Raw genomic sequence first — 23,388 nt, 5'->3', positions numbered from 1 at the left:
ACCGTACGACGTCACATGCGTCTGAATCTTCGACGCCGTCTCACCCGTCGTCTTCAGCACACCCTGAATACCCTGCGGCTTCAGATCCCACCCAGTCACCACAAAACCCCCGTGAACTACCTGAAAACATCGAACCGGACGACTCCGGCCAAAGGGCCTGGCGCGGAGGCGAAGGGAGGACCCGCCGGACGGCAACCGACCCGACGGGTGACCCCGGCAAAGGTCCCGGCCGGGCGAACGGCCCGGCCGGGACCCCGTCGACCGACGGGATCGGCCGGAAGCGGCGGCCGAGGAACTCGGCCGGGAAGAGCGGCCGAATCGGTCGAGAGGAACGACTGGCCCGGCCGGGAGGAACGACCGAAGGCTCAGCCGATGTTGTCGACCGCGGCCTTGGCGCGCGTGATCGTGTGCTGCGCGGTGCCGTCGTTCTTCTCCAGCGTCGTCTTGAGCAGCTGGATGATGTTCTTGACCTCCTGCGAGGAACGGTTCCACCGCAGTTCCTTGCCGTGGTACTCGTCCGCCACGCCGTCGGCCGCGAAGTCCGCCATCGCAGCCTTGACCTGGCCGTCGCGCGCCGTGATGACCTCCTCCAGCCGCGCGATCACCACCTGGATGTTGCCCTGCGCGTCCGCGGACGCGCCCGTGTCGTACGCGCGACGATCGGTGCCACCAGCCATCAACAATCACTCCCCGTGAAAACCTGTCAGAAAAGAACGCAATGGAATGGAACGAACCGAAACGGTCCGGAACGGAACAGGCCGTGGTGAAACGGGCTGCTGCGGAACGGGGCGGAACGGAGCGAACCGGAATGGAACGAACCTGTACGGGACGAACCCGGGCGGAACGAGGGCCGGTCGTCGTCAGCGGGCGCCGAAGCGCGCCGCGTCGAAGTTCGCGGTCGACATCTGCTGCCGCGCGTTGTCGCCCTGCTCCTGGTCACCCGAACCGAACGCGGACTCCATCCCGGACTGACCGCCCAGGAGAGCCGCCAGCGAACCGTTCAGCGCCGCCGTGATCTCGTCGGACCGGTTCTTGAACGAGTCGAACGCCACCCGCCCCGAACCGTGGAACTTCCCTTCCAGGGGGGCTGCCGCCTGCAGCAGCTGACGGATCAGCAGCCCCAGGTCATCACTCGACCCACGAGACTTCGACGACAGAGTCGTCAGAACCTGTGCCCCCATGTCGAACTTCATTCGATCCCCCTGCCAGGCTGCGTGAACACATGTTTCGTCATGCCTATCAATTCGACGGGGTCGGAGGCAATCGGGATCCCGGAGCTGTGGACGGGCTGTGACAGAGCAGACAGTCGTCCGATATGTGCAATGCGGGTCGGATGTGCGGTACTTGGCCGGAGTCCGGAGTGACGGGCGGAGCGGCTCCGCCGGCGGCGACGCACTCCCCGGGGCCGTCCGGCCCTGGTGCCGTGATCATGATCACGGCCACCGTGGGTGCGGGCACGGCGGTGCGTACCGCGTCGCCGGGTGCCTCGGGGGCTCTGCTTGCTCCCGATCTGCGACAGAATGCGGTCCGGCACAAGCCGTGTCGCCGCCGGCCAGTATTCACATCCGCGCCTGCTGCACAACCCTCTCCCGTCCGCACCGTGGGTGCGGACCGCGCGACGACTCATGGAGTGCAGATTGACCACGACATTCCGCTCCCGCATCACCGCCCGGATCGGGCGCGCCTATCTGTCCAGGATCCAGAAGTACGGAATCGGACCCTCCACGATCAGGCTGCTGCCCGACGACCTGCTGATGATGATGCGCAGGGACGGCCTGGACCCGGTGGACAAACTGGCCAGGACCCGGGCGAAGAGGCCGGTGTCCAAAGTGTCGTTGCCGTTCGGCATGGACGCCTGGGTGGTCAGCGGATACGAGGAGTCGAAGGCCGTCCTCGGTTCGGCCGACGGGTTCAGCACCGACTTCGCCCACCTCGCCACGAACGCCGGGGTGGCGGCCGAGCAGAGCCCCGGCGGGCTCGGGTTCAACGACCCCCCGGTGCACACCCGGCTGCGCCGCATCCTCACCCCGGAGTTCACGATGCGCCGGCTGCGGCGCCTGACGCCCCGGATCGACGCCATCATCGAGGAGCGCCTGGACGCGATGGCGGCCTCGCGCGGCCCGGTCGACCTGGTGCAGGGGTTCGCGCTGCCGATCCCCTCCCTCACGATCTGCGAACTGCTCGGCGTGCCGTACGAGGACCGTCACGACTTCCAGAAGCTGGCCATGGACCGGTTCGACCTCTTCGGCGACGCGACCGCGCCGTTCGGTGCGATGTCGGAGTCGCTGGAGTACTTCAGGGGCGTCGTCGAGGCACAGCGGAAGAACCCGGGCGACGGCCTGCTCGGCATGATCGTGCGGGAGCACGGTGACGACGTCGACGACGAGGAACTCGCGGGCCTCGCCGACGGGGTGCTCACCGGCGGATTCGAGACGACCGCCAGCACGATCGCCCTCGGCTCCCTCGTACTGCTCCGGGACCGGGACGTCTTCGATCGAATACGCACGGACGACACCGTGGTCGCGCCCTTCGTCGAGGAGGCGCTGCGCTACCTGTCCGCCGTGCAGATCGCCTTTCCCCGGTTCGCCCGCCGGGACATGGAGATAGGCGGCGTGACCATCCCCCGGGGAGACATGGTGCTCTGCTCGCTGAGCGGCGCCAACCGCGACGCGTCGTACGTCGAGGACGACGGCCGCTTCGACCTGGACCGGATCCCCTCCGCGAGCCACCTCGCCTTCGGCCACGGCATCCACCGCTGCGTGGGCGCCGAACTGGCCCGCATGGAACTGCGCGCGGCCTACCCGGCCCTGGTGCGGCGGTTCCCCGGGATGAGGCTCGCCGTCCCGCCGCAGGACCTCTCCTTCCGCAAGGTGTCGATCGTGTACGGGATCGAGTCGCTGCCGGTGCACCTGAGCTGAGGCCGACCCGGGGCGGCGACCCGGTCCGTGGCGCACCGGGCTCCCGCGGGGCCCGGTCCCGGGGATCCGCCGCCGACCCGATGACGACCCGGAGTCGACCCGCGGTCGGCCCGGCGGTCACCCCGCCGACGCCTAACGTGGACGGGCGGCCCGGACCGGCCTTGTGATGCCGTTGCCGCCGCACGATCATAGGCCCATGCCAACTCGTGCCGGACCATTTGACGTTGCGTCGGTTTTGCAGGAGGTGAAGATGGTCCGCCTGGAGGGGCTGGTACGGCTCCGAGGGCTCGATCTGCCCCTGCTGCGCCGGGCCGCCGCGTCGGTGCCGGGCACCGTGACCGACGCCTGGCCCGTCGAGGTCGAGAACCTGCTGCGGGCGGCCGTCGCGCGGCTGGGCGGCGGCGATCTCCAGGAGGCGGCCGGGCGCACGCTCGGACTGGCGCCCGGCATGCGCGACCGCGCGGCGGCCGACCGGCGCCGCCTCGCCGCCCAGGTGTACGGCCTCAGCGTGGAGCGCTTCCGCAAGAGCCAGGAGGAGATGGTCCTCGGCCAGGTCGCCGAGTGGGTGTGCTGGATCGCCGACACCGGGAACCGGGACGCCGCGCGGACCGGCGCCCTGCCGGCCCCGCACCTCCAGCACCGCACCCTGCGCCTGGCCCGGTCCGGGAGACCGCTGACCGTCACCCTGCACATCCACCCCGTCGAACTCCTGCGGAACGTCGACGTGATCGTCTCCCCGAGCAATACGCACCTGGGGCTCCCGGAGATGTACAAGGCGTCCGTGTCGGCGTCGCTGCGCCGGGCGGGGGCGGTGCGCGACGCCGTGGGCGACGTGGTCGAGGACCCGGTCCACGACGACCTGACCGAATGGCGCCGCAAGCACGGCGTGCTGCACCGCCCCGTCCTGCCCGGGACCGTCGCGCCCACCGGGCCGGGCGCCCTGGCGGAACAGGGCGTCCGCCGCATCTACCACGCGGTGGTCGCCGTCCCGAGACCCGGCACCAACGACTACGAGGTCACCCCGCAGAACGTCGCCGCCGCGGCCGCCCGAGCACTCGCCCTGATGTCGGGGGAACGCGACGCCCACACCCCGCCCCTGCGATCCGTCTGCTTCCCCCTCCTCGGCGCGGGACGCGGCGGGCTGACACCGGAGAACAGCGTCAGCGCCCTGTGGACGGCACTCGCTGCGGACGCCGACCCGGATCGCGAACTGCACCTGGTCGTCCGCCGGCCACTGGTGGCGGACCTGGTGACGGACGTGCTCGGCGGCGTCCGGACCGACCCCGGCCCACCGGCCGGGCCCGACGAACGGAAAGGACACGGATGCGGGTGAACCCCTTCGCGATGCTCGCCGCCGTCGCGGCGGACTGGCCCCGGCTCGGACCGCTGCTCGCCCCCGGCGCGCAGCCGGAGCTGCGCGCCCTGCTGACCGACGTGCGCACCGCCCTGAGAACGCCCGCCCCGGACGCCCGCGACCACGAGGGGCCCGGCCACGGCGCGGCGGACCGGGCGGTACGGGCCGTGCTCGACGCGCTTCCGGCCGGTGAGGCGGCCCGGCTCCGCGGCGACGGCGGCCAGGGGCGGTTCGTGGGCACCTCGCCGTCCGCCGTCCACCAGGGCTTCGACACCATGGACCTCTGCATGCTCGTGATCGACGGCAACCCGATGGTCGGCCCGCTCCTCGGCCCGGTCCGCGAACGCCTGCTGCGGGCACCGGCGGCGAGCCCGCGCGGGACGGGGCCCGTCGACCCCCGGCTGATCGTCCTGACCCGCGAGAACGGCGAACGACAGCTCCCCGCCTTCCAGTTCGAGGCCGGAACCATGCCGTGGGAGGTCGTGCTGGAGGTGGCCGACGTACTGCACGCGGACCGGGACCCCTGGGGCGCCGCCGACTGGTGGCTCTCCGCGAACGCGTGGACGGGCACCGCGCCCGCCGGCCTCCTCGGGCAGGGCCGGGACCCCGAGATCCTGGGCGCGGCACGCACGCTCACCGTCGCGGGCGGGGAGTGGTAGACCGTGCCCAAGTACCCGCCCCCCGAACAGCTGCCCGGCGAGCCGGAGCGCGTCACCCTGCCCGCGGGCACCCCCGCCTACCGGGTCCACGGCACCCACCGGGACGCGCTCGCCTTCAACCCCCGGCCCGCGCACGCCTTCTACCACGGCGGACGCTTCGACAGCACCCCGTACGAGAAGTACGGCTTCCTCTACATCGGGTTCGACGTCGGCGCCGCCGTGTGCGAGGTGCTGCTGCGCTCGATCCCCTTCGACGGGGAAGGCGGCACCCGCCTGCTCCCGCGCACCTCCTTCGAGGGCCGCAGCCTGTCCTTCCTGCGCCTGGCCACCGACGTGGACGTGGTGTCGTTGATGTCCGGCCAGGATCTGGCGGCGGTCGCGCAGGACTCGTGGCTGGTGCACGCCGAGGGCGCGGACTACCCGCAGACCCGCGACTGGGGCCACTGGATCCGCCGCAGGACCGCCCCCTGGGCCCAGGGCTTCGTCTGGCCCTCCAAGCGGGAACTCACCGGCCGCGTGGCGGTCCTGTTCCAGGACCGGTGCGGCGAACCGCCCCTCGAACCCACCGGCGACGCCCGGATCGACTTCGGCACCGAGGACGGCGAGCAGTGGCTGAACGGGGTCCTCGCCCGGTACCGCACGCGGACCGCGCCACGACAGCAGGGACGGATGCTCTAGAAATGCAGGCGAAGCCGTACGACCTCCAGTCGATCATGTACGAGATCCAGCAGACGCTGACCGGGAGCAGGACCGACGCCCAGGACCTCACCCGGGTCGCCGACCTGGTCCTCGACCGGCTCGGCTGCGCCACCGCCGACGAGGCATGGGAGCGGCTCTACACCGACTGGAGGAACCTTCCGCGCGGCACCGCGATGTCGGGCATGCGCGCCGGGCAGGTCCTCTCCGTCCTGCCGATGCTGCGGTACCACCGGCACGTCGGGGACCAGCGACAGCTGGACGAACTCATGGCGGAGGCCGGTGCCCACGGACCGGACGGCCAGTGGGGGGCCGCGGTCACGGCCATCGGCAGCACGTCCGGGCTGCAACGGATCGAGGGCCCCGCCGACATGGAGACGGCGCTCGCCCGGATCGAGCAGTCCCGCGCCGGCTTCCCGCCCGACAGCCCGCAACGGGACGCGCTCGACCTGGCCCACGCCGGACTCCGCGCCCACCTCGCCCAGAACGGCGGCGGCGAGGACGACTTCGACTCGGCCGTGGAGGACATGGCCCGGCTGAGGGACTCGCCGGCCTTCGACGCCGGGACGCGCCTCGGGATCGACGGGCAACTCGCCGTGTTCCGCTCGCACCAGGCCACCCGGCGCGAGGACGAGGCCGCGCTCGTCCGGCACATCGGCGAGTTGGAGGACGTCGTCGCACGGCTGTCCCCGGACCACATGGACCGGCTCGGGCTGGAGTCCAACCTCGACGTCGCCCGGGCCAACCTGGAGATCCTGCGCGCCCGGCGCACCGGACGGTTCCTCCCCGACACCTCCGGCATGGTGGCCACCCCCGACCTCGACGAGGTACGGCGGCAGATCGCCCTGCTGCCGCGCGAGGGACAGGCCGACCGGCTCGGCGAGACGGGCATCAGCAGCGTCGGCAGGGCCCTGTTCGCGGGCAACGCCAGGGGCGCCGTCGAGGCCATGGAGCTGCTCCACGACGCCCTGGACCTCCTCGAACCCGACGACGAGCGCTGGATCCGCAACGCCCAGGTGCTCGGCTCCGCCCACCTCATGCTCGGCGGAACGGCGTCGGTCCCGGTCGCCGACCGCCCCGGCCACCTCGACCAGGGCATCTCCTGGCTGAAGCACACCCTGCGCCTGGCCGGCGGCCCGGCGCACCCGTTGTGGAACTCCCTCGGGATGTCCCTGGCCTCGGGCTACCGGGTCCGCGGCGACAGCCAGGTGTTCGACAAGCGGGCCGCCCGCCTCAACCACGCCGAGGCCCGCCGCGTCGGCCTCGACGCCCTGCGCGCCGCGACCTGGGGCGTCCTGCTCCAGTCCGGTACCGCGCACGCCGCCGAGACCGGCCGCCGGGCCGGTGAGCAGGCGCTCGACGTGGCCCGCTGGTGCCTGACCGACGACGTCCACGACGAGGCCGTACGCGCCCTGGACGCCGGGCGCGGCCTCGTCCTGCACGCGGCGACCGTCGCCACGACCGTCCCCGACATGCTGCACGCCCTCGGCCAGGACGACCTGGCCGACGAGTGGCGGGCCGCGGGCGGCGCCGTGCCCGACCCGGAGCCCGGGGCCGTCGTACCCGCCCCGCGCGCGGCCCCGGGCCCCTCCAGCCGGCTGCGGCGCCGGGTGCTCCAGGCCCTCGCCGCCTCCCCGCACCGGCGGCAACTGCTGGACGTCCCCGAACTCGCGGACATCGGCCGGGCGCTGCGCACCATGGACCGCGCCGCACTGGTCTATCTGGTGCCAGGCGGCGACGGCGTGCCCGGAACGGCGCTGATCATCCTCGCCGACGGCACCACCAAGGCGCTCCGTCTTCCCGAACTCACCCTCTCCGCAACTCCTCTGACGGAGTATCGAGCCATCGGGGCACCCGGTCGCACCGCGGGCGGACCGCCCACCGCGAGCGCACCCCGCCCGCAGTCGCCCGCCCCGGACGAGGGCCGCGCCGCGCTGGAGCGGCTGTGCGCATGGGCGGGGCGGGCGGTGATGGCACCCCTGCTCAAGGCACTGCCCGGCCGACCGGGCCGGACCCCGGCCGTGGTGCTGGTGCCGATGGCGGAGCTGGGCGCCGTGCCCTGGCACGCCGCGCGCCTGCCCGTCCGCCGAAGCGCACCGCGGTACGCGTGCCACGAGGCGGAGATCTCGTACACCCCCTCGGCCCGCCTGCTGTGCGAGGTGGCCGACCGGCCCTCCGCCGGCGTCCGGCAGGCCCTCGTCGTCGGCGACCCGACCCGCGACCTGTACCACGCGGGCAAGGAGGCCGAAGCCGTCTTCCGCACGTTCTACCCGGACGGCGAGTTCCTCGGCCCCGGCACCGCCACGCCCGCCGCCGTGACCGAATGGCTGGGCCGGCAGCACGGCGGAATGCTGCACCTGGCCTGCCACGGCGAGGTGCGCCGGGGAGGCCGCAACAGCGCGTACCTCAAACTGTCCGGCGGCGACCTGAACGCCGAGGAGTTGACCGAGGGCACCGCCCGGTACCGCCACCTGGAACTCGTGGTGCTCGCGGCGTGCAGCACCAACGTGTCCGGGCACGGCCACGACGAGGCGTACAGCCTGTCCACCGCGTTCCTCGTCGCGGGCGCGCGCTCGGTGCTCGGCTCCCTGTGGCCGGTGCCGGACGAGGCCACGTCCGTACTGATGTACATGACCCACCACTACATGCGCCGCGCGGGCCGGACCCCCGGACAGGCCCTGCGCGACGCCCAGTTGTGGATGCTGGACGAGGGCCGCAGGGCACCGGCCGGGATGCCCGCGGACATGGCGGCACGGGTCCCGCTGATCGACGCCGCCGACCCGACCGGCTGGGCCGGGTTCACCCACCTCGGCCGGTGACGTCAGGGCAGCTCGGTGCGGATCGCCACATCTGCGGTGCCCCACCGGCCCACGTCGTGGGCCGGTCCGCCCGCGGTCCGGGAACCCTGCGGAACCAGCCGCAGCAACCTGCCCCCGCTCTCCGGGGCCGCGCCGCCGCGCCCCGCACCCGCCCCGTCCGGGGACCAGGCCGGCAACCGGAACGGAGCGACGTTCAGCTCGTTCTCGGCGACGATCAGCCGCAGCCAGTCCCGGGCGAACGAGCCCCGCACCAAAGAACGGCCGGGCGGCAGCCGCAGCCACACCGGCTCGCCGCGCCGCGCCGTCCCCGCGTGCCCGGGTGCCACGAAGCCGCCCTCGAACAGGCCGGTCGACGATTCGTAGTCGTCCGCCAGATCGAGCAGCACGCCCCACAGCATGAGCGGGGAGTCGTTGTGGACCCGCACCATCACCTGCGGTTCCCGGCCGTCCGGCGTGTACGAGCACACGATCTCGCCCTCCGCCGTGTGCCGGAGGTCGCCGACCAGTGGTTCGACCGTCACCCGCACCAGCGAGGACAGCCACGGGTCGGGGCTCTTCAGGTTCTTCAGCAGGTGCCAACGCGTGATGTGGGACAGGCAGTCGACCACCCGGGCGGCGTCGGCCGACGACCGCAGCGGCAGCGGGGCGACCGGATGCCCGTCGCCCCCGGTCACCCGGGCCGTGCCCGCCCCGACCTCCAGCCGCAGCGACAGCCCGACCCCACCGGTGGACAGCATCGGCGCGCCCTCCACGGCCGCCGTCATCATGCCGACGGAGGCGGGATCCCCGACGATCTCCACCGCGGCCGGGGGGAACGCCAGTGCCGACGGCGTCACCCCGTGCACCGTCGTGAGATCGTCCGGCCCCGGCACCCAGCCGACCGGTTCCACCAGAGCCGACTCGGGGCGCACCGTCCGCACGGCCACCGCCCGCGGCCCGCCGGCCCGCCGGGCATCGTCCTCCTCGACCAGGGTGAACTCGGCCCCCGCGGACCGGAGCCCGTGCGCGGAGCCGCAGTTGACCTCCCACCCCGACACCGTGTGCCGGAGCAGGAACGGAGGCACGGGCAGCGCGCCGCCATGCAGGAAACGCAGGTGCTCCGGACCGCGCAGATCCGAACTGTGCAGCTCGGGATGTTGCGCGGGCTGCCGGCTGCGCACCCGCTCCTCGACGAGGGAGTGCACCTTCCCGTACGCGGCGGCCGGACCGAGCCGGCGCAGCACGTGCACCAGCGAATGACTGAAGTACCCGTGGTGTCTGCCGTCGACCAGCGCCTCGTACGCGGACTCCTGCTCCCGGCACGCGGCGAGCAGCACGTGCCGGCGGGAACCCGCCCCCACGGTCCCCGACGCCCCCACGGCCCGCGTGCCGTCCGTGCGCCACCACGGCCGCCAGACCACACCCCGCGAGCGCGTACCGGGCGGCGGCTTGCGGCTCGCGCCGCCGGCGTGGCAGCAGTCGAGGACGGCCACGACATGGGCGCCGCCCGCCGCGATCCCGTCGAGGAGGGCGCCGAGTTCGGTGTCCCGGAGCAGCGGCTGCCCGCCCTCGTCGAGGCTGTCGGCGCACACGAGCGCCTGGCTCATGCCGGTCGCCGTACGGGGGCTGTCGCTCTCGTGCTCGCTGCCGTGCCCGCTGAACCACAACAGCGCGGTGTCACCCGGACCGCTGCGCCCCAGATGTGTCCCGATGCCGTCGACCAGGGCCGCCCTGGTCGCCTCCGCGTTGCGCAGCCGCCGGACCGAGACGTTCGGGCCGCCCTGTTCGCGCAGCCAACTCTCCGCCTCAGTCACGTCGTTGACACAGCCGCTCAGCGGCTTGTCCGGATAGTCGTCGATGCCCACCAGGAGTGCGTACACGGTTCGCATGCGGTGATCCTGCCAGGGACACCGGGGCACGGGCAGGGCGTTTCCGGGGCGATTGCCGGGCAGCCGCGTGCAACCGCGTGTCCGGCCGTCGCGTTGGATGTTGACTGGGGGCGAGGAACCACCAGGATCGTTCCGCACCACATGCTTCCCACGGCTCAGGAAGGAAAACGGCGTGACTTTCGGGGGACACAACCCGTACGGCCCGGCGTGGCAGCCGAACGGAGGACAGCCGCCCCCGCCGCCCGGCGTGCCGCCGCAGCCCGGCGCCCCTCCGTACCCCTACCCCTACCCCTACCCGTACCCCGGGCCGTACCCGCCCCCGGGGCAGCCGCCGTACGGCCCGTACGTACCACCCCGTTCGCTGTGGCAGGAGCTCCGCGACGGCGACTGGCCCCCGCTGGCGGAACTGCTGCGCCGACTGCCCGTGCACGGGTGCGTGTGGGCCCTGCTCGCCTTCTGCTTCCTGCCCTTCCTCATCGTCCTGCTGGTGTCCTATCCGCTGGCCCGCTCGGCCCGCCGACAGGCACGTCTGAGGTTCCCCCCGCACGCCCACCGCCGCATCGTGGACCCGCAGGTGATCCGGGTGCAGAAGGCCAGGGCCTGGACCGCGCTGGCGATGTCCCTGCTGATCCTCGTCGTCTACGGCACCGCGTCGGACTTCGAGGAGGTCCAGGAGCAGTACGCGCTCCGGCTCGCCGTCACCCCGTGGCTGCTGCTGTTCACCGCACCCCTGGTGATCACGGTCCTGTTCCGGATGGTGCCCGTGGCCGCACGGGCGGGCATGCGGGCCCGGCTGCGCCCCTCCATGCGTCTGGCCCTCCGGTACTTCGGCGCGTTCACGGCGGTGCCGCTGCTCTTCGCGGTCATGGTGCTCGTCGGCGAGAACGCGGGGGGCTACTGGTTCACCCCGCTCGTCACGTTCCCCCTGTTCGCCCTGGTGATCTGGGCGTTCTTCTTCGTCCTGTTCGCCTCCGCGACGGTGGTCCGCACCGTGTTCGGCACCTCCGAGGTGCACGCCGCGCTCCCGGCCCTGCTGACGGGCGTGCTGGTGTGGGAGCTGGCGGCCGTCAACCTGATCCTGGCCGGAATGCCGCCGGGCCCGCCGCTCATCCAGATCTGCGCCCTGTTCTGCGGTCCGGCGTCGGTGTCGGCGGTGGCGTGGTGGGAGATCTACCGGCTGCGCACGAGGCACGGGGTGACACTGCGGGGCCGTCCGGTGCCGTGACCGGCCTCCGTCGGCGCTCCTCCGGCCGATTGACTCGTTCTGTGGAGAAGGCCGGCCCGGATCAGCCCCAGGACTCACTCACCGTGCCCCGGAGGCTCTTCCTGCCCGGGGCGAGGGGCACCCCCGGGGGCAACAGGCCTCGCGCTCGCCCAGCCGGTGTCGGGTGTCCGCGCTGTCTCGCCCAGCATCTGAACGAAGGCGCGGACTCTTGCGCTTGCACCTTGCTTTGCCCAGATCGGGGCGAACGTGCACGGCAACCGCTCCTGGACCGGGATCCAGGTGACGCCGTGGTGGCCGTGGTGGGGTTCCGCGTCGACGCAGGCAAGGGTGACGCCCTCGCCCGCGGCGACGAGGTACAGGACCTCGGGCCAGTGGATGGCTGCGTGGCCCCGGGGAATGGGGCGGCCCGAAGGGGTACGGCGGGGGAAGTGGTAGTCCAGCCAGTGCGGAGGGACAGTGCCGCCGATGCTCAGGAGTGTGGTGTCGGCGAGATCCTCCAGCGACACGGACGCGCGCCGGGCGAGGGCGTGCCCGCTGGGTACCAGGAGTGCGCGGTCGGATGAGAACAGCGGCGGGCCGGTCGTGAGGTCGGGTTCGTCCATCGGGAGTTCGGTGACCTGGAGGTGGACCTCCCCCTTGCGGAGCGGGCCGTAGGGGTCGGAGAGCTGTATCTCCCGGATTGTCACGCCACAGTCCGGGTGGGACGTGCGGAAGGACGCGAGGGTTCGCAGCAGCAGGCTCGCGGCCATCGAGCTGGAGTAGCCCACGCGAAGCTCGCCGGTGATGCCGCGGCCGGCGGCGATGGCACGGGTGAGGGCGTCCTCGATCATCCGGTGGGCGGGCAGCAGGTCGTCGCGGAGCCGTTCGCCGATCGGGGTCAGGATCACGCGGCGGCTGGTGCGTTCGAAGAGCGGGGCGCCGACCCGGTGTTCCAGCCGCCGGATGATCTGGCTGACCCGGCCCGCGGACACCCCGAGCCGTTCGGCGGTGCGGCCGAAGTGAAGCTCGTCGGCCAGCGTCAACAGCGCTTCCAGCTCCTGCCGTTCCACGATCCCCTCATCGTTTAGCCGGGCTACAAGCTACTTCAGCGGATCGGCATTGTTCCAGCGTCGGATGGCGGACAGGGTGGGAGATGTCCCTCGCGCAACGATCGAGGAGAGCCGCGAGGAGAGCAGTGCTGTGCCGGAAATGCCGGCGCCCCCTGCCCCGTCGCTCACCGCCCGGCAGTACGGCACGGCCCGGGACGCGGGCACGGCCCGGGGTGGCCCCGGGGGAGGACGGCGCTGTTCCGTGCGCGGGTCACGGCGAGCCGCTGAAGCACATCGTCTCCATCCCACGAACCGGCAAGGAGCCACGAACCATGCATGTACGCACCCGTCGCCTCACCGTCGCCGTCGCAACCGTCCTGGCGGTCCTGTCCGGCATGTCAACGGCCTCATCCCGGCCGGCCGATCCGCACCGGACCGAAGCCGGCCGTCCGTGGACCGCGGCCTGGACGGCTCCCCCGCAGCGCCCGAGTACGAGCTTCCAGGCGAACTGGAGCGAGGAGGGCTTCCGCGACCACACGCTCCGTCAGGTGGTCCGGGTCACCGCCCCGGGCGACGAGATACGCATCCGGCTGTCCAACCGGTACGGCACCTCGCCCCTGCGCGTGACGGGCGCGACCGTGGCGCTGGCGGGCGAAGGGGCAGCCGAAGTGCCGGGCACCGTACGCCCGTTGACCTTCAGGGGCAGCGTCCCGGTGGGCGGGTCGCTCGTCAGCGATCCGGTCTCCCTGCGGACGGACACACTGCACAGGCTGACCGTCACCCTCTACCTCCGCGACCGGACCGGCTCGGCGACCTTCCACGACCAGGCGTACGCCACCAGCTACCGTGCCACCGGCGACCGGCGCGCCGACAGCAGCGGGAAGTCGTTCGCGCAGACCACGGAGTCGCTGTACTACCTGACCGACGTCGAGGTCCGCGACAGCGACGCGGCAGCACCGAACAGGGTCCGCAAGGATTCCGTCGTCGCCTTCGGCGACTCCATCACCGACGGCTTCGGCTCCACCACCGACACCGACAGCCGCTGGCCGGACGAACTGGCCGAGCGCCTGGCCGCGAAGGGCCGGCCGCGCCCCGTGCTCAACTCCGGAATCGGCGGGAACCTCCTCCTCCACGACTCCGCATGGTTCGGGGACAGCGCCTGGTCCCGCTTCGAGCGGGACGTGCTGGACAAGCCCGGTGTCGGCACGGTGGTCCTCTTCGAGGGCCTGAACGACATCGGCTTCAGCGAGATCGACCTGACTGCGTACAAACCCAACCCGGCGGTATCCGTGAGCGAGTTGATCGACACGCAGCGCAGCATGATCCGGCGGGCGCATCAGCGGGGCATCAAGGTGGTCGGAGCCACGTTGCTGCCGATGAAGGGCGCCGAGTACTACAACACCACGTCGGCCGCCAAGATCCGCGAGCTCAACCACTGGATCCGTACCTCGGGCGAGTTCGACGCCGTCGTCGACTTCAACCAGGCCCTTGCCGACCCGGGCGACCCCGAGCGGATCGACCCCGCTTACGACAGCGGCGACCACAAACACCCCAACGATGCCGGATACCGCGCGATGGCCCGCGCCGCGGAACGCACGCCGCTGATCTGACCGCCCGCATCCGCCGCGGAACGGCCACGCCGCCGCCAGGACGGCGCTGCTCCCGGTCTCCAAGGCCCCGGCCGCGGAGTCCGGGCCCCGAGGCGTCCGTCCCAGGGAGATTCCAGGGACTCTCCGCCATGCAGGAAGGGAAGGCCCCGACAGCGCCGAAAGATATGAACGCGCCGGTCAGGGCCCAACCCCTCAGCACTCGATGATGTTCACCGCGAGACCGCCGCGCGCGGTCTCCTTGTACTTCACGCTCATGTCCGCGCCCGTCTCCTTCATGGTCTTGATGACCTTGTCGAGGGAGACCTTGTGGCTGCCGTCGCCGCGCAGCGCCATCTTCGCCGCCGTGACGGCCTTGACCGCGGCCATGCCGTTGCGCTCGATGCAGGGGATCTGGACGAGCCCGCCGACCGGGTCGCAGGTCAGGCCGAGGTTGTGCTCCATGCCGATCTCGGCGGCGTTCTCGACCTGTTCGGGGGTGCCGCCCAGGACCTCGGCGAGGGCGCCCGCGGCCATGGAGCAGGCGGAGCCGACCTCGCCCTGGCAGCCGACCTCGGCGCCGGAGATGGAGGCGTTCTCCTTGAAGAGCATGCCGATGGCCCCGGCGGCGAGGAGGAAGCGGACCACGCCGTCCTCCTTCTCCGCCTCGGTGGCGCCGCCGGCCGCGAAGTTCATGTAGTAGTGCAGCACGGCCGGGATGATGCCCGCGGCGCCGTTGGTCGGCGCGGTGACGACCCGGCCGCCCGCCGCGTTCTCCTCGTTGACCGCCATCGCGTAGAGGGTGATCCACTCCATCGCGTGGGCCTGCGGGTCGCCCTCGGCGCGCAGCTGGCGGGCGGTGTTCGCGGCGCGGCGGCGGACCTTGAGGCCGCCGGGCAGGATGCCCTCGCGGGCCATGCCGCGCGAGACGCAGGCCTGCATGACGCGCCAGATGTCCAGCAGGCCCGAGCGGATCTCGTCCTCGGTGCGCCAGGCCTTCTCGTTCTCCAGCATCAGCGAGGAGATGGACAGGCCGGTGTCCCGGGAGAGCCGCAGCAGTTCGTCGCCGGTGCGGAAGGGGTGCTTCAGCACGGTGTCGTCGAGGACGATCCGGTCCTCGCCCACCGCGTCCTCGTCGACGACGAAGCCGCCGCCGACCGAGTAGTACGTCTTGTGCAGCAGCGTCCCGCCGTCCTGGTCGAAGGCGGTGACCGTCATGCCGTTGGCGTGGTACGGCAGCGCCTTGCGGCGGTGCAGGACCAGCTGCTCGTCGGCGTCGAAGGCGATCTCGTGCATGCCGAGGAGGTTGATCCGGCCGGTGGCACGGATGTGCTCCACCCGCTCGTCGGCGCTCTCCACGTCGACGGTGCGGGGCGACTCGCCCTCCAGGCCGAGCAGGACGGCCTTGGGCGTGCCGTGGCCGTGCCCGGTCGCTCCGAGCGAACCGTAGAGCTCGGCCCGTATCGAGGCGGTGTGGGCGATCAGGCCGTCGTTCTTCAGCCGCCGCGCGAACATGCGGGCGGCGCGCATCGGGCCGACCGTATGGGAGCTGGACGGGCCGATGCCGATCGAGAACAGGTCGAAGACCGAGATGGCCACGGGTGACTCCTCAGGGTTGGTAGACGTCGTTGTCTGCCGGGTGGTGCGGGTACGGGTCGGCCGGTCCGGAGAACGGCGGGGCATGGGATGGGGCACCGCGCTCACCGACCAGTGTGCGCGATGCCCCGTTCCGGCGTGTTACCAGAACTTGTCCGGATTACTTCAGACCGGAGTACAGCGGGAACTTCTCGGCCAGCGCGACCACACGGGCCTTCAGCGCGTCCGCGTCGTAGGACGGCTTGAGCGCGGCCGCGATGATCTCCGCGACCTCGGTGAAGTCCTCGGCCCCGAAACCGCGGGTGGCCAGGGCCGGCGTGCCGATCCGCAGACCCGAGGTGACCATCGGCGGGCGCGGGTCGTTCGGGATGGCGTTCCGGTTGACCGTGATGCCGATCTCGTGCAGCCGGTCCTCGGCCTGCTGGCCGTCCAGCTCGGAGTTGCGCAGGTCGACGAGGACCAGGTGCACGTCCGTGCCGCCGGACAGCACGGAGACGCCGACCTCGGTGACGTCCGGCTGCACCAGGCGCTCGGCGAGGATGCGGGCACCCTCCAGGGTGCGCTGCTGGCGCTCCTTGAACTCCTCGGAGGCCGCGACCTTGAAGGAGACCGCCTTGGCCGCGATCACGTGCTCCAGCGGGCCGCCCTGCTGACCCGGGAAGACCGCGGAGTTGATCTTCTTGGCCAGTTCCTGCGTCGACAGGATGACACCGCCGCGCGGACCGCCGAGGGTCTTGTGCGTGGTGGTGGTGACGACGTGGGCGTGCGGCACCGGGTTGGGGTGCAGACCCGCGGCCACCAGACCGGCGAAGTGCGCCATGTCGACCATCAGGTACGCGCCGACCTCGTCCGCGATCCGGCGGAACGCGGCGAAGTCCAGCTGACGGGGGTACGCGGACCAGCCGGCCACGATCAGCTTCGGCTTGGACTCCTTGGCCAGCCGCTCGACCTCGGCCATGTCCACGACGCCGGTCTCGTCGACGTGGTACGGGACCACGTTGTAGAGCTTGCCGGAGAAGTTGATCTTCATGCCGTGGGTCAGGTGACCGCCGTGGGCCAGGTTCAGGCCCATGATCGTGTCGCCCGGCTTCAGCAGCGCGAACATCGCGGCGGCGTTGGCCTGCGCGCCGGAGTGCGGCTGGACGTTCGCGGCCTCGGCGCCGAACAGCGCCTTGATCCGGTCGATGGCGATCTGCTCGACGACGTCGACGTGCTCGCAGCCGCCGTAGTAGCGGCGGCCGGGGTAGCCCTCGGCGTACTTGTTGGTGAGGACGGAGCCCTGGGCCTCCATGACCGCGACCGGAGCGAAGTTCTCCGAGGCGATCATCTCGAGGGTGGACTGCTGTCGGTGGAGCTCGGCGTCGACGGCGGCGGCGACGTCCGGGTCCAGCTCGTGGAGGGAGGAGTTGAGAAGCGACATCAGATGGTCCCTTGGGGTCTCTTTAGTTGCCGGAGAACTCGGTGTACTCGTCGGCGGAGAGCAGGTTCCCGGGCTCCTCCGCGACGCGTACCTTGAACAGCCAGCCGCCCTCGAAGGGAGCGGAGTTCACCAGCGACGGGTCGTCCACGACGTCCTGGTTGAACTCGGTGACCTCGCCGGTCACGGGCGAGTACAGGTCGCTCACGGACTTGGTCGACTCCAGCTCGCCACAGGTCTCGCCCGCGGTCACCGTGTCACCGACCTCGGGGAGCTGGGCGTAGACGACGTCGCCGAGCGCGTTGGCGGCGAACTCGGTGATGCCGATCGTGGCCACACCGTCCTCGACGGCCGACAGCCACTCGTGCTCCTTGCTGTAACGCAGCTGCTGGGGGTTGCTCATGACCTGAATTCTCCTGTACGCGGGGGAGTGCTGATGAACGGTGGTCTTAAGAAGTGAGACGCGAATGCGTCACTTTCGGGGAAGCGCGGATGTCACTTCTGGCGCTTGTAGAAGGGCAGTGCCACGACCTCGTACGGCTCGTGGGTGCCCCGGATGTCCACTCCGACGCCCGCGGTGCCGGGCGTGGCGTGCGCGGCGTCCACGTACGCGATGGCGATCGGCTTGCCGAGGGTGGGCGACGGGGCGCCCGAGGTGACCTCGCCGACGACCTGGCCGTCGGCGACGACGGAGAAGCCGGCGCGGGGCACCCGGCGGCCCTCGGCGATCAGCCCGACCAGCTTGCGCGGCGGGGCGGTCTCGGCGCGCTCGGCGGCGGCCTCCAGGGCCTTGCGGCCCACGAAGTCGCCCTCCTTCTCGAACTTCACGACCCGGCCGAGACCGGCGTCGAACGGGGTCAGCGCCGTGGTCAGCTCGTGCCCGTACAGCGGCATGCCGGCCTCCAGGCGCAGCGTGTCGCGGCAGGAGAGCCCGCACGGGATCAGGCCGCGGGAGGCGCCGGCCTCGGTCAGCGCCTTCCACAGCTGCTCGGCGTGCTCGGGGGCGACGAACAGCTCGAAGCCGTCCTCGCCGGTGTAGCCGGTACGGGCGATCAGCGCGGGGACACCGGCGACGGTGCCGGGCAGACCGGCGTAGTACTTCAGGTTGTCCAGGTCGGCATCGGTGACGGAGGCCAGGATGGCGGGGGACTCGGGGCCCTGGACGGCGAGCAGCGCGTACGCGTCGCGGTCGTCGCGGACCTCGGCGTCGAAGCCGCCGACCCGCGCGGTCAGCGCGTCCAGCACGATCTGGGCGTTGCCGGCGTTGGCGACGACCATGTACTCGGTCTCCCCGAGCCGGTAGACGATCAGGTCGTCCAGGATGCCGCCGTCCTCGGCGCAGATCATCGTGTAGCGGGCGCGGCCCGTGGCGACGGTGCCGATGTTGCCGACCAGCGCGAAGTTCAGGAAGGCCGCGGCCCCGGGGCCGGTGACGGTGATCTCACCCATGTGCGACAGGTCGAAGAGACCGGCCCGGGTGCGGACCGCGTTGTGCTCGTCGCGCTCGCTGCCGTAGCGCAGGGGCATGTCCCAGCCGGCGAAATCGGTCATGGTCGCACCCAGCGAGCGGTGCAGGGCATCGAGGGCGGTGAGGCGGGGGGCGGTGCTCATGGATGTGACTCCCGGGGCATGACGACGAGGACGATCCCTCCCCATCTGTCATCGGAACCTGAGAGGTTCGCCGGGAGCCCCTGAACGGGGTCGGCTTGCACCTTGGGTGGAGCCGCAGAGCGGCCCGCTTTTCAGATCTGCCTCATCCGCACGGTACGGGGCCTGAGAGATTCAAGGGAGGAACTTGCTCCTTCGGCGCCCGGCACACGCGGTGACCGGAACTCTCCCGCGCGGATTCAAACGGCCTGTATGTAGTTGGCGGGGTCATCATCGCACGCATCGGGCCGGAGTGGGGCGTCGGTCCCCCTCGGGATTCGACGGCGCGGGCAGTTGTGCCGCATTACCTTTTCTTTACACTTCAGGGGCATACGTGGGGTGACCCGTACAGGGGGAGGGTGATGACGTTGCGGCGATACGCGACGACCGCGGGCATCGCGCACGGAGCGATGCCCGCACAGCCGGGAGCCCCGGCCAGGGAGGCGCTCGGCCCGCACGCGCCCGTCGTGCGGGACCTGCGGGAGCGGACGGGGGGCGGTCCGCGCGCCCTGGACTTCGCGCCGGGCGACGTGGTGGTGGTGTCCGGGCTGCCGGGCAGCGGCAAGTCGACGCTCATCCGGCGGGCGGTGACGACGGCGCGCGCGATCGACTCGCAGGACACCCGCGACCGCTGGGCGGGGATGATGCCCCGCTTACTCCCGTACGCCCTCTACCGCCCGCTCGTCCGCGCCGCCCACTACTGGGGGCTGCGGCGGGCGCTGCGCTCGGGGGAGTCCGTCGTCGTCCACGACTGCGGGACCCAGTCGTGGGTGCGCGGCTGGCTGGCCCGTGACGCCCGGCGCCGGGGCCGCGGCCTGCACCTGGTCCTGCTCGACGTCACGCCGCTGACGGCACGGGAGGGCCAGCGGGAGCGCGGGCGAGGAGTGTCCGGCTACGCGTTCGCCCGGCACCGCAGGGCCGTGGCCCGGCTGCTGAGGGCCACCGAGACCGGCCTGCTGCCGCCCGGCTGCGCCTCGGCGGTGCTGCTGGACCGGGAGGCCGCGGGGAGGCTGGACCGGATCGGGTTCACCGAGCCGGGGAGCTGAGCGGCCGGAAGGGGCCGGGACGGCCGGAGGGGACGGGGCGGCGGGGGAGGGGCACCGCCGGGCCGGTCGTCCGGGTGTTCGAGGGGCCGGGGTGGTCGCGGCGGCGGGCGTTAACCTTCTGCCGGAAGGCTCGGGCAAGAAGGGGAAGCAGTGGACATTCCGGCGCAGGTCCAGTCCCATCCGCAGGGCGGATGGCCGGCCAACGAGCTCGAAGAGGTGCTGATGGCCTCGGTGGGCAGCCCGGAGGCGGGCGGACGGCTCGTCGAGGTGCTCGGACGCAACCAGGTCTGGGTGCCCCTGCCCAACGGCGGCGGACCCGACTCCCCGGCCCTCGACCTGCCGACGGTGGAGATCGACGGCGCCCCGTACGTCCCCGTCTTCAGCTCCGAGCAGCAGTTCCTCGCCTGCGTCGGCGCCCACATGTCCTTCACCGTCGCGCCCGCCCGCGACTTCGCCCGCGGACTGCCCCCGCAGCTCGGCATAGCCGTGAATCCGGGCGGCGCGGTCGGGATGCCGCTGCCGCCGCCCGCCGTGGCCGAGCTCTGCCGGGCCGGACGCACCCCGCTGGACGGCCCGGCCAGCGGCGGCCGGGTCCGGCTGTACGAGCCGGACTGGCAGGAGGAGCCCGTCGACTTCCTCTCCGCGGCGGCCGGCGAGTTCGAGGAGAGCGGCGTGGTGCTCACCGCGCGCCGGGCCCTGGCCAGCATCGAGGGCGAGGACCCCGTCCTGTTCATCGGCGTCGAGTTCTCCACCTGGGACGGCGCGGGCCGCAACGCCCCGATGGACGCCCTCGGCCGCGCTCTCGGCCGGGTCGAGGTGCCCTGGTCGGTCAATCTCGTCCTGCTCGACGTGGCGCAGGACCCGGTGGGCGACTGGATGCGGGAGAAGATCCGGCCGTTCTACCAGCGGGCGGAGCGCTAGGGCGGGTTCCTGGGGCCCCGGACCGGACCGCGCGGCTCCGGCCCGTGGTGTCAAGCCGGTGTCAGGACCGGCGCATAAGCTGGTTTCATGGCTGGTGCCTCGGCATCGTGCCGCGCCCAGATGCCCGGGGCGCGGCGGGCCGACACAGTGGAGTCGAAGAGGGGCGGGACCAAGGTGAGTGCGTCAGGCACCGCGGCGGCCGGGCAGGTCGAGCACATGCTGCGCCAAGTGACGCCCGGGCGCTACGACGCGTACGAGGCGCTTCTGCAGGCCCTCGCGAACGACCGGGTCTGGATGCTCCTGTGGCACGGCGCGCCGGGCTCGCCCGACGCCCAGTACGGGAACATGGAGGTCGACGGTCTCGGCTACGCCCCCTGCGTGACCTCCGCGCAGGAGCTCTCGGCCAGCGGCTGGAACCGCGCCCACGAGGTGGTCACCGGCAGCGACATCGCCCGCGCCCTCTTCCCGGACCGATGGGGCATCTGGCTCAACCCGCACGCCCCGGGCGGCGGCGTCGGCATCCCCTGGCTGGACCTGCGCCGCATCGCCACCGGCCTCGACCGGATGCCCGCGGGCCCGCTCCGACTCACCGAGCCGGCCATCGAGATCCCGCAGTTCTACGCCCAGCTCGCGCAGAACGCCCACCGCACCCCCGCGATCCGCTCGCTGCGCCGCGCCTGGGTGCAGCCCGCGCTCGGCGCCCCGTACCTCGCCATCGGCCTCGACCTCTACGACACCAGCCGCCCCTCGGTCGACACGGTGCGCGCGATGATGCAGCAGTCGATCGCCTCGGTCCCGGACGGCCTGCCCGTCTCCACCGTCGCGATGTCCGACGAGTACGACCCGGTCGCGATGTGGCTGCGCGCCAACGCCCGGCCGTTCTACGACCGCGAGGCCCACGCCCCGGCCGCCCCCGCCGCGGGTTACGGCTACCCGCCCCAGCGCACGTACTGACCCCGCCCGCCGCGGGCCCGTGAGCCCGCGGGGGGCCGGCCCGCCCCCGTCGGCGCCTCCCGCGTCCCGGCCCGCGGTTTTTCGTGCCGGGGGTTTTGTGCCGTGGTTTCCGTACCGCGGGTTTCGTGCCGCGGTTTCCGTGCCGCGGTTTTCGTGTCGATCCGCGTCGGCCGGTGGTTCCCCGGTCCGCGGTCCACGGTCGCCACATCGGTCCTCGTACGTCCGATATTCCCGTGATGTGCACATGCGTACCCAACTGTCGGTGCCGATGGGTGAGTTCGCGGTTTGCCTGGTCATCTCGCCTGCCATGTCCGGGATTTACCCGCTGGTCATGTCTGGTGATGTCTGGTGATGAAAGCGGGGTCAATTGCCCCGCGTGCCCCGTTCTGGTTCAACTGGCCCGTGTTCGAGGGGCGTTCACATCCGTCCGGATAACGGAACACCCCAGACCGCATCACGGTTAGGCATCCATTCGCCTGACGCTCTGGCTACCTGTAGTGACGGCAATGAAGACTCCCGCAGCAAGGGCGTCTTGCCGCCTCTGCGTACGACTGACTGATCGCGCCGCCACAGCGGCCAGTTCGGCCCGGCCACCGCCGGTTGAGAGGGGTCCTTGCCACGATGACGGCACCACTGCAAGAGCCGACCACGGAAGCGGATCCGGTTGCGGCCGGCGGTACTGCGGCCGACTCCGGGGCGAAGAAGGTCGAGGGCCGGTCTCTCAAGCAGATCGCCTGGAACCGCCTGAAGCAGGACAAGGTCGCGCTGGCGGGCGGCATCACCGTGCTCCTCCTGGTCCTGGTGGCGGTCTTCGCGCCGCTGATCGTGAGCCTGCTCGGACACCCGCCGAACGAGTTCCACCAGGAGAAGCTCGACCCGCTGACCAACCTCCCGATGGGCAGTCTCGGCGGGGTGAGCGGCGACTTCCTCTTCGGCGTCGAGCCCAACAAGGGGCGCGACGTCTTCAGCCGGATCGTCTACGGCGCCCGGATCTCGCTGCTCGTGGCGTTCCTGGCGGCCCTGGTCGCCGTCGCCCTCGGCACGCTCTTCGGGATCATCGCCGGTTACTTCGGCGGCTGGGTGGACGCGACGATCAGCCGGGTCATGGACGTGCTGCTGTCCTTCCCGCAGCTCCTCTTCATCATCTCCCTGGTCTCGGTCCTCCCCGACGACCTGCTCGGACTGACCGGCAGCGGCGTGCGCATCGCCGTCCTCGTCGCCGTCATCGGCTTCTTCGGCTGGCCGTACGTGGGACGCATCGTCCGGGGCCAGACGCTCTCGCTGCGCGAACGCGAGTACGTGGAAGCGGCGCGCAGCCTCGGCGGCGGGCGGGTGCACATCCTCTTCCGTGAACTGCTGCCGAACCTGGTGGCGCCGATCACCGTCTACGCGACGCTCATGATCCCCACCAACATCCTCACCGAAGCGGCCCTCAGCTTCCTCGGCGCCGGTGTCCGGCCGCCCACCGCCTCCTGGGGCGGAATGCTGAGGGACGCCCTGGAGACGTACGAGCACGACCCGATGTTCATGGTCTTCCCCGGCGTGACGATCTTCATCACCGTACTGGCCTTCAACCTCTTCGGGGACGGGCTGCGCGACGCCCTGGACCCCAAGGGGACCCGATAACCCACGACTTGCCCCTGCCGCATCGTCA

The 23,388-nt window shown here is 71.9% G+C and carries 20 protein-coding genes and 1 riboswitch; of the genes, 11 read left to right on the top strand and 9 right to left on the bottom strand.

What is annotated here, in order from left to right:
* From ABZZ04_RS24510 to ABZZ04_RS24500, 3 genes are all read right to left on the bottom strand, one after another.
* A partial coding sequence (locus tag ABZZ04_RS24510) for a DUF6507 family protein (protein WP_356934343.1) occupies positions 1–99 on the bottom strand: 99 nt, incomplete at its 3' end.
* 266 nt (positions 100–365) lie between these two features.
* Positions 366–677 (bottom strand): pore-forming ESAT-6 family protein, encoded by a 312-nt coding sequence (locus ABZZ04_RS24505; protein ID WP_148835891.1) that lies wholly within the window; start codon positions 675–677, stop codon positions 366–368.
* Positions 678–860: 183 nt separating this feature from the next.
* Positions 861–1,193 carry a hypothetical protein gene (locus tag ABZZ04_RS24500; protein ID WP_148835477.1) on the bottom strand — a complete coding sequence of 111 codons (333 nt, stop codon included), beginning with the start codon at positions 1,191–1,193 and terminating at the stop codon, positions 861–863.
* 444 nt (positions 1,194–1,637) lie between these two features.
* Between ABZZ04_RS24500 and ABZZ04_RS24495 the strand changes: the two genes are divergently transcribed.
* The 5 genes from ABZZ04_RS24495 to ABZZ04_RS24475 all read left to right on the top strand — a co-directional run bounded on the left by ABZZ04_RS24495 (position 1,638) and on the right by ABZZ04_RS24475 (position 8,446).
* Entirely contained in the window at positions 1,638–2,918 is a 1,281-nt protein-coding gene (locus tag ABZZ04_RS24495) for a cytochrome P450 (RefSeq protein ID WP_356934333.1), read from the top strand.
* Positions 2,919–3,168: 250 nt separating this feature from the next.
* Entirely contained in the window at positions 3,169–4,251 is a 1,083-nt protein-coding gene (locus tag ABZZ04_RS24490) for a hypothetical protein (protein WP_356934332.1), read from the top strand.
* The gene (locus tag ABZZ04_RS24485; RefSeq protein ID WP_356934331.1) at positions 4,242–4,931 is read left to right on the top strand and encodes a hypothetical protein; all 690 of its coding nucleotides are present in this window, start codon (positions 4,242–4,244) and stop codon (positions 4,929–4,931) included. The genes ABZZ04_RS24490 and ABZZ04_RS24485 overlap by 10 nt, the downstream gene beginning before the upstream one ends.
* Positions 4,932–4,934: 3 nt before the next feature.
* Positions 4,935–5,609: an RES family NAD+ phosphorylase gene (locus tag ABZZ04_RS24480; protein WP_356934330.1), complete on the top strand. Its 675-nt coding sequence runs from the start codon at positions 4,935–4,937 to the stop codon at positions 5,607–5,609.
* A 2-nt stretch (positions 5,610–5,611) separates the two neighbouring features.
* A complete protein-coding gene (locus tag ABZZ04_RS24475; protein WP_356934329.1) occupies positions 5,612–8,446 on the top strand; it encodes a CHAT domain-containing protein in 2,835 nt (944 codons plus the stop codon).
* Positions 8,447–8,448: 2 nt separating this feature from the next.
* Here the strand turns inward: ABZZ04_RS24475 and ABZZ04_RS24470 are convergent, their stop codons facing one another.
* Positions 8,449–10,314: a caspase family protein gene (locus tag ABZZ04_RS24470; RefSeq protein ID WP_356934328.1), complete on the bottom strand. Its 1,866-nt coding sequence runs from the start codon at positions 10,312–10,314 to the stop codon at positions 8,449–8,451.
* A 172-nt stretch (positions 10,315–10,486) separates the two neighbouring features.
* On the opposite strand from ABZZ04_RS24470, the gene ABZZ04_RS24465 reads away from it, so the two are divergent.
* Positions 10,487–11,539, top strand: coding sequence for a hypothetical protein (locus ABZZ04_RS24465; protein WP_356934327.1), 1,053 nt, complete (start codon positions 10,487–10,489; stop codon positions 11,537–11,539).
* Positions 11,540–11,613: 74 nt separating this feature from the next.
* Here the strand turns inward: ABZZ04_RS24465 and ABZZ04_RS24460 are convergent, their stop codons facing one another.
* A complete protein-coding gene (locus ABZZ04_RS24460) occupies positions 11,614–12,588 on the bottom strand; it encodes a LysR family transcriptional regulator (protein WP_356934326.1) in 975 nt (324 codons plus the stop codon).
* A gap of 311 nt (positions 12,589–12,899) precedes the next feature.
* On the opposite strand from ABZZ04_RS24460, the gene ABZZ04_RS24455 reads away from it, so the two are divergent.
* Complete coding sequence (locus ABZZ04_RS24455; protein ID WP_356934325.1) at positions 12,900–14,177, top strand: SGNH/GDSL hydrolase family protein; 1,278 nt, start codon at positions 12,900–12,902, stop codon at positions 14,175–14,177.
* A gap of 192 nt (positions 14,178–14,369) precedes the next feature.
* Here the strand turns inward: ABZZ04_RS24455 and ABZZ04_RS24450 are convergent, their stop codons facing one another.
* The 4 genes from ABZZ04_RS24450 to gcvT all read right to left on the bottom strand — a co-directional run bounded on the left by ABZZ04_RS24450 (position 14,370) and on the right by gcvT (position 18,777).
* The gene (locus ABZZ04_RS24450) at positions 14,370–15,752 is read right to left on the bottom strand and encodes an L-serine ammonia-lyase (RefSeq protein WP_356934324.1); all 1,383 of its coding nucleotides are present in this window, start codon (positions 15,750–15,752) and stop codon (positions 14,370–14,372) included.
* A gap of 157 nt (positions 15,753–15,909) precedes the next feature.
* Entirely contained in the window at positions 15,910–17,169 is a 1,260-nt protein-coding gene (gene glyA, locus ABZZ04_RS24445) for a serine hydroxymethyltransferase (RefSeq protein ID WP_148839341.1), read from the bottom strand.
* Positions 17,170–17,191: 22 nt separating this feature from the next.
* Positions 17,192–17,569, bottom strand: a complete 378-nt coding sequence (gene gcvH / locus ABZZ04_RS24440; protein WP_356934323.1) for a glycine cleavage system protein GcvH — start codon at positions 17,567–17,569, stop codon at positions 17,192–17,194.
* Between the two features lie 92 nt (positions 17,570–17,661).
* Positions 17,662–18,777, bottom strand: coding sequence for a glycine cleavage system aminomethyltransferase GcvT (gene gcvT, locus ABZZ04_RS24435; protein ID WP_356934322.1), 1,116 nt, complete (start codon positions 18,775–18,777; stop codon positions 17,662–17,664).
* Positions 18,778–18,918: 141 nt separating this feature from the next.
* Positions 18,919–19,016, bottom strand: a riboswitch (glycine riboswitch).
* 159 nt (positions 19,017–19,175) lie between these two features.
* Between gcvT and ABZZ04_RS24430 the strand changes: the two genes are divergently transcribed.
* From ABZZ04_RS24430 to ABZZ04_RS24415, 4 genes are all read left to right on the top strand, one after another.
* Entirely contained in the window at positions 19,176–19,859 is a 684-nt protein-coding gene (locus ABZZ04_RS24430) for an AAA family ATPase (protein ID WP_356934321.1), read from the top strand.
* Between the two features lie 150 nt (positions 19,860–20,009).
* Positions 20,010–20,780: an enhanced serine sensitivity protein SseB gene (locus tag ABZZ04_RS24425; protein ID WP_356934320.1), complete on the top strand. Its 771-nt coding sequence runs from the start codon at positions 20,010–20,012 to the stop codon at positions 20,778–20,780.
* 174 nt (positions 20,781–20,954) lie between these two features.
* On the top strand, positions 20,955–21,734 hold the full coding sequence (locus ABZZ04_RS24420; RefSeq protein ID WP_356934319.1) for an enhanced serine sensitivity protein SseB C-terminal domain-containing protein: 780 nt from the start codon (positions 20,955–20,957) through the stop codon (positions 21,732–21,734).
* Positions 21,735–22,355: 621 nt separating this feature from the next.
* A complete protein-coding gene (locus ABZZ04_RS24415; protein WP_356934318.1) occupies positions 22,356–23,360 on the top strand; it encodes an ABC transporter permease in 1,005 nt (334 codons plus the stop codon).
* The last annotated feature ends 28 nt before the right edge of the window (positions 23,361–23,388 follow it).

The sequence above is a fragment of the Streptomyces sp. NPDC006435 genome, from assembly GCF_040612315.1.
Classification (GTDB): Bacteria; Actinomycetota; Actinomycetes; order Streptomycetales; family Streptomycetaceae; genus Streptomyces.
This window is presented reverse-complemented; position numbering and strand designations above follow the sequence as displayed.

Coding starts and splice junctions, on each gene's coding strand:
- ABZZ04_RS24505 (WP_148835891.1), bottom strand. CDS start 677: ATGGCTGGTGGCACCGATCGTCGCGCGTACGACACGGGCGCGTCCGCG.
- ABZZ04_RS24470 (WP_356934328.1), bottom strand. CDS start 10,314: ATGCGAACCGTGTACGCACTCCTGGTGGGCATCGACGACTATCCGGAC.
- glyA (WP_148839341.1), bottom strand. CDS start 17,169: ATGTCGCTTCTCAACTCCTCCCTCCACGAGCTGGACCCGGACGTCGCC.
- ABZZ04_RS24485 (WP_356934331.1), top strand. CDS start 4,242: ATGCGGGTGAACCCCTTCGCGATGCTCGCCGCCGTCGCGGCGGACTGG.
- ABZZ04_RS24455 (WP_356934325.1), top strand. CDS start 12,900: ATGCATGTACGCACCCGTCGCCTCACCGTCGCCGTCGCAACCGTCCTG.
- gcvT (WP_356934322.1), bottom strand. CDS start 18,777: ATGAGCACCGCCCCCCGCCTCACCGCCCTCGATGCCCTGCACCGCTCG.
- ABZZ04_RS24430 (WP_356934321.1), top strand. CDS start 19,176: ATGACGTTGCGGCGATACGCGACGACCGCGGGCATCGCGCACGGAGCG.
- ABZZ04_RS24475 (WP_356934329.1), top strand. CDS start 5,612: ATGCAGGCGAAGCCGTACGACCTCCAGTCGATCATGTACGAGATCCAG.
- gcvH (WP_356934323.1), bottom strand. CDS start 17,569: ATGAGCAACCCCCAGCAGCTGCGTTACAGCAAGGAGCACGAGTGGCTG.
- ABZZ04_RS24415 (WP_356934318.1), top strand. CDS start 22,356: ATGACGGCACCACTGCAAGAGCCGACCACGGAAGCGGATCCGGTTGCG.
- ABZZ04_RS24490 (WP_356934332.1), top strand. CDS start 3,169: ATGGTCCGCCTGGAGGGGCTGGTACGGCTCCGAGGGCTCGATCTGCCC.
- ABZZ04_RS24500 (WP_148835477.1), bottom strand. CDS start 1,193: ATGAAGTTCGACATGGGGGCACAGGTTCTGACGACTCTGTCGTCGAAG.